Below are 5,516 nucleotides of genomic sequence, written 5' to 3' on the forward strand. Positions count from 1 at the left end.
GGGTGGATCAGGGTAACAACCATTTTGATGTTGTCGCCCGGCATTACCATCTCTACGCCTTCCGGCAGTTCGATGGTACCAGTCACGTCAGTAGTACGGAAGTAGAACTGCGGACGGTAGCCTTTGAAGAACGGAGTATGACGGCCGCCTTCGTCTTTGGACAGAATGTACACTTCAGATTCGAACTTGGTGTGCGGCTTGATAGAGCCCGGCTTAGCCAGTACCTGACCACGTTCGATTTCTTCACGTTTGATACCACGCAGCAGAACACCAACGTTCTCACCAGCACGGCCTTCGTCCAGCAGTTTGCGGAACATTTCAACGCCAGTACAGGTAGACTTAGCAGTCTCTTTGATACCAACGATTTCAACTTCTTCACCAACTTTGATGATACCGCGCTCTACACGACCGGTAACAACGGTACCACGACCGGAGATGGAGAATACGTCTTCGATAGGCAGCAGGAACGGCTTGTCAATCGCACGCTCTGGTTCTGGGATGTAAGAATCCAGGAAGCCAGCCAGTTCGATGATTTTCGCTTCCCACTCTGCTTCGCCTTCCAGCGCTTTCAGAGCAGAACCACGAACGATCGGAGTGTCGTCGCCTGGGAAATCGTACTGAGACAGAAGTTCACGAACTTCCATTTCTACCAGTTCCAGCAGCTCTTCGTCATCAACCATGTCGCATTTGTTCAGGAACACGATGATGTACGGAACGCCTACCTGACGACCCAGCAGGATGTGCTCACGAGTCTGCGGCATCGGGCCGTCAGTCGCAGCAACAACCAGGATCGCGCCGTCCATCTGCGCAGCACCGGTGATCATGTTTTTAACATAGTCGGCGTGGCCCGGGCAGTCTACGTGTGCGTAGTGGCGAGTCGGGGTGTCATATTCAACGTGAGAAGTGTTGATGGTGATACCACGAGCTTTTTCTTCCGGCGCGTTATCGATCTGGTCGAATGCACGAGCAGCACCGCCGTAGGTTTTAGCCAGAACGGTAGTGATTGCAGCGGTCAGCGTTGTTTTACCATGGTCAACGTGGCCGATAGTACCGACGTTAACGTGCGGTTTAGTACGTTCAAATTTTTCTTTAGACATCGATTGTCCCTCTAAGACACGGATAAATCGGTGATATCACCACATCAACCAGGCAATATACCTGAGCTGTTGAATGCTTTTAAAAGTAAACAGAGAGAAACGGGAAGGAGAAGTGAAGTGGTGCTGATACCCAGAGTCGAACTGGGGACCTCACCCTTACCAAGGGTGCGCTCTACCAACTGAGCCATATCAGCACGTCTGGAGCGGGCAGCGGGAATCGAACCCGCATCATCAGCTTGGAAGGCTGAGGTAATAGCCATTATACGATGCCCGCATCCTGAAACTCGGCTACCCAGTTCTTTCTGCAACAAAGAAGAGATCTCTCTCTTTTCTGTTCGAGCTGATTAATTTTTTAATCAACTCAGGCGGCGATAACGCTGCCAGAAAGTGGTGGTGGGGGAAGGATTCGAACCTTCGAAGTCTGTGACGGCAGATTTACAGTCTGCTCCCTTTGGCCGCTCGGGAACCCCACCGGACTTGATGGTGCCGACTACCGGAATCGAACTGGTGACCTACTGATTACAAGTCAGTTGCTCTACCTACTGAGCTAAGTCGGCATCAAGTAGCGCGCATTTTATGGAGACATGCGCACTCATGCAACTAAAAAATTGCATAAAATGTTCTATCGCTCACATTTTGCACTATACGACCGATAAATAATCTATTTCCTCTTTGGATTGGACAAATTTCCAACGTCAGGTGCCTCCTCAGAGAGGAATTTTGCTCCGGCAGGTACGCTTTGATAGAGAGAAAGCACATCTTTATACATCTGGAATACTCGTCACATTGCATTTCAGAGGATGATTTTTTCTTATTATTCCCCCCCATCTGGTGTTACCCTCCTGCCCATTGTCCAAATTAACTGAAATGTGCGTGCCATTGCGTACCGGGGATGATTTCGTTTTTTACCGCAGACCTGATATAGCAATGACAGCCAGACCATGCGTATGAGTATAAAAGAGCAAGCGTTAACGTCGCCTTACCTACAGTTTGATCGCAACCAGTGGGCTGCGCTTCGTGATTCCGTGCCGATGACCCTGACCGAGGAAGAGATTGCTCGTCTTAAAGGCATTAACGAAGACTTATCGCTGGAAGAAGTTGCCGAGATTTATTTGCCTCTCTCGCGTTTGCTAAACTTTTACATCAGTTCGAACCTGCGACGTCAGGCCGTGCTGGAGCAATTTTTAGGCACGAATGGCGAGCGTATTCCTTATATTATTAGCATTGCTGGCAGCGTCGCCGTCGGTAAAAGTACGACTGCGCGTGTTTTGCAGGCTTTGCTCAGTCGCTGGCCCGAGCATCGCAAGGTCGAGTTGATTACTACCGATGGCTTTCTCCACCCTAACCAGGTATTGAAAGATCGTGGACTGATGAAGAAGAAAGGCTTCCCCCAGTCCTATGATATGCATCGCTTGGTTAAATTCGTTTCCGATCTGAAATCAGGCGTACCTAACGTCACGGCGCCGGTCTATTCCCATCTCATCTATGATGTGATCCCTGATGGCGACAAAACCGTTGCCCAGCCCGACATATTAATACTCGAAGGGCTAAATGTATTACAAAGCGGGATGGACTATCCTCACGATCCGCATCATGTATTTGTTTCTGACTTTGTCGACTTTTCTATTTATGTTGATGCGCCAGAAGAATTACTCCAGACGTGGTATATCAACCGTTTCCTGAAATTCCGTGAAGGGGCGTTTACCAACCCGGACTCTTATTTCCATAACTATGCAAAATTATCAGAAGATGAGGCTATCAACACCGCCACATCGTTATGGAAAGAGATTAACTGGCTGAATTTAAAACAAAATATATTACCAACGCGTGAGCGAGCAAGCTTAATCATGACGAAAAGTGCCAATCATGCCGTTGAGCAAGTCAGGTTGAGAAAATAAATAAAGAAGGGGAGCAACAGCTCCCCTTCTTATTACTCAGCGCTTCTTAGCGATATTTCTCCACCCATCCAGGGTTTGATCTCGCCTTTTTGTTCAAGCAATAATGCACCTTGCGCGTCTATTCCACGTGAGATGCCAAATATTTCTTTATCACCAATAATAAGTTTGACCGGACGGTCGATAAAGTTATCCAGTCTCTTCCAGCGAGACAGATACGGCGCTAAACCTTCGTGCTCAAAGAGCACTAACGCAGCACGCAACTCACGTATCAGTCGGGCAGCAAGGGTATTGCGATCAATGTTAATGCCCGCTTCCTGCAGGTTAATCCAGCCTTGATTAACCACATTTTCTTCAACCCGGCGCATGGACATATTAATACCCGCACCGATAACAATCTGCGCGGCATCCCCTGTCTTACCGGTCAGTTCAACCAGGATCCCTGCCAGCTTACGGTCGAGCAAATAGAGGTCGTTGGGCCATTTTACACGTACCTTCTCTGCGCCCAGATCGCGTAAAACCTCAGCCATGACGATACCAATAACCAGACTCAGGCCAATCGCGGCAGCCGGTCCTTGTTCCAACCGCCAGAACATTGAAAGGTACAGGTTGGCACCAAACGGTGAAAACCATTTGCGACCACGGCGGCCGCGCCCGGCTTGCTGATATTCAGCGACACAGGCATCCCCTGACTCCAGTTGACCTATTCGGTCCATCAGGTACTGATTGGTTGAGTCGATAACCGGCAGGACTGTGATATTTCCACCATCCAGTTGAGAATGAATAAGTGAAGCATCTAATAGTTGGATAGGCTCCGGTAAGCTGTATCCTTTACCTGGAACAGTAAAGACATCAACCCCCCAGTCGCGTAACGTCTGGACATGCTTATTGATTGCGGCACGGCTCATTCCCAACTTTTCACCGAGCTGCTCACCGGAATGAAATTCGCCGTCAGCGAGTAATGAAATAAGCGTCAGAGGGACGGTATTATCCTTCATGCAATGATCTCCACAGCATTCATTTCACCCTGCGGGCCAATAAACCGGACCTCTGGTTCGAGCCAGACATTAAATTTCTCACCGACTTTTTGGCGCACATGGTGTGCAAGTTGCACTACATCCTGACTCGTCGCATTATCTGCATTGATCAGCACCAGTGCCTGCTGCTGATGTACCGCTGCGCCACCAATGCGCATGCCTTTTAGCTGGCATTGATCGATCAGCCAGCCTGCTGCCAGTTTCACAGAGCCATCAGCCTGCGGGTAATGAGGTGCTGTTGGGAATTTTGCCAGGAGCTCCTGCGCAATCTCTGCGGTGACAACCGGGTTTTTAAAGAAGCTTCCTGCATTACCGTTTACTTTCGGATCGGGCAGTTTTGTCGTGCGCATATGGCAGACAGAATCAAAAACTTGCTGAGGCGTCACCGTTGTAGGATCCAGGCGCGTCAGATCGCCATAGGTCAGTACCGGATGCCACTGTTTAGACAAGCGTAAACCAACAGCAATAATTGCGAAGCGATCCTGGTATTCATGTTTGAAGATGCTGTCACGATAACCAAAACGACATTCTGCTGCACCAACACGCAGATATTTGCCAGTCGACAGCTCAACGCAGTCTACGTATTCGCAGACGCGCTGTAGCTCTACGCCATAGGCACCTATATTCTGGATTGGCGATGAACCCACGCAGCCTGGGATAAGCGCCAGATTTTCCAGCCCAGGCATACCAAGCTGCAACGTATGCTGGACCAGATGATGCCAGTTTTCACCCGCACCTACGTGCAAATGCCACGCATCAGGTTGTTCTGTAATCTCAATACCCTTAATACGATTGACGATCACCGTACCCTGGAAGGTATCAAGAAACAGGACGTTACTCCCTTCGCCCAGGATCAGTACTGGATGATGCGATGCATTGGCTGATTGCCAGGCATTCAGCAATTGTTGTTCATTTTCGGCGCAGACAAGTTCATTCGTTTGCTGATCGATACCGAAGGTGTTCCAGGCTTTAAGGGAGTGATTCATAGACGCTTTCCTGATGCAAAATCGCGCCTAGTTTACCGCATATGCCGCAGGATGGCTTGTGTTATGGAGGTTTTGGATATTGCTTTGCACCCGATGGTGCTGCGATGTGCCTGATGCGCTGCGCTTATCAGGCCTACAAAATACATTCAGCCCAGCCCCTGCAGGCCGGATAAGGCGGCGCGCCGCATCCGGCGGTTTTCATCCCGCACAGACGCAAAAAAGCCCATCCGGCAGGATGGGCTTCTTCACTTTAATTAATGCCTGGCAGTTTATGGCGGGCGTCCTGCCCACCACCCTCCGGGCCGTTGCTGCGCAACGTTCAAATCCGCTCCCGGCGGATTTGTCCTCCTCAGGAGAGCGCTCACCGACAGACAACAGATAAAACAAAAGGCCCAGTCTTTCGACTGAGCCTTTCGCTTTTATTTGATGCCTGGCAGTTCCCTACTCTCGCATGGGGAGACCCCACACTACCATCGGCGCTACGGCGTTTCACTTCTGAGT

At 49.9% G+C, this 5,516-nt stretch carries 4 protein-coding genes, 4 tRNA genes, 1 rRNA gene and 1 pseudogene; 2 read left to right on the forward strand and 8 right to left on the reverse strand.

Features of this window, described 5'->3' with window-relative positions:
* The 5 genes from tuf to OGX94_RS05160 form a co-directional block, all read right to left on the reverse strand.
* A partial coding sequence (gene tuf, locus OGX94_RS05140) for an elongation factor Tu (protein ID WP_118262821.1) occupies positions 1-1,097 on the reverse strand: 1,097 nt, incomplete at its 3' end.
* 118 nt (positions 1,098-1,215) lie between these two features.
* Positions 1,216-1,291, reverse strand: a tRNA-Thr gene (locus OGX94_RS05145).
* 5 nt (positions 1,292-1,296) lie between these two features.
* Positions 1,297-1,371, reverse strand: a tRNA-Gly gene (locus OGX94_RS05150).
* 114 nt (positions 1,372-1,485) lie between these two features.
* Positions 1,486-1,570 (reverse strand) — tRNA-Tyr (locus OGX94_RS05155).
* Positions 1,571-1,578: 8 nt separating this feature from the next.
* Positions 1,579-1,654, reverse strand: a tRNA-Thr gene (locus OGX94_RS05160).
* Positions 1,655-1,673: 19 nt separating this feature from the next.
* Here OGX94_RS05160 and OGX94_RS05165 point away from each other — a divergent pair.
* Positions 1,674-1,754, forward strand: a pseudogene (locus OGX94_RS05165) (hypothetical protein); the annotation flags it as partial.
* Between the two features lie 290 nt (positions 1,755-2,044).
* Positions 2,045-2,995: a type I pantothenate kinase gene (gene coaA / locus OGX94_RS05170; protein WP_003031107.1), complete on the forward strand. Its 951-nt coding sequence runs from the start codon at positions 2,045-2,047 to the stop codon at positions 2,993-2,995.
* A 32-nt stretch (positions 2,996-3,027) separates the two neighbouring features.
* Here coaA and birA read toward each other — a convergent pair whose 3' ends face one another.
* From birA to rrf, 3 genes are all read right to left on the reverse strand, one after another.
* A complete protein-coding gene (gene birA / locus OGX94_RS05175; protein ID WP_063942104.1) occupies positions 3,028-3,990 on the reverse strand; it encodes a bifunctional biotin--[acetyl-CoA-carboxylase] ligase/biotin operon repressor BirA in 963 nt (320 codons plus the stop codon).
* Positions 3,987-5,015 carry a UDP-N-acetylmuramate dehydrogenase gene (murB, locus tag OGX94_RS05180; RefSeq protein ID WP_063942103.1) on the reverse strand — a complete coding sequence of 343 codons (1,029 nt, stop codon included), beginning with the start codon at positions 5,013-5,015 and terminating at the stop codon, positions 3,987-3,989. Before murB ends, birA begins: the two co-directional genes overlap by 4 nt.
* Positions 5,016-5,443: 428 nt before the next feature.
* Positions 5,444-5,516 (reverse strand): 5S ribosomal RNA (gene rrf, locus OGX94_RS24930); the annotation flags it as partial.

Origin of the sequence: Citrobacter sp. Cpo037, assembly GCF_030332945.1 — a bacterium.
Taxonomy (GTDB): Bacteria; Pseudomonadota; Gammaproteobacteria; order Enterobacterales; family Enterobacteriaceae; genus Citrobacter; species Citrobacter portucalensis.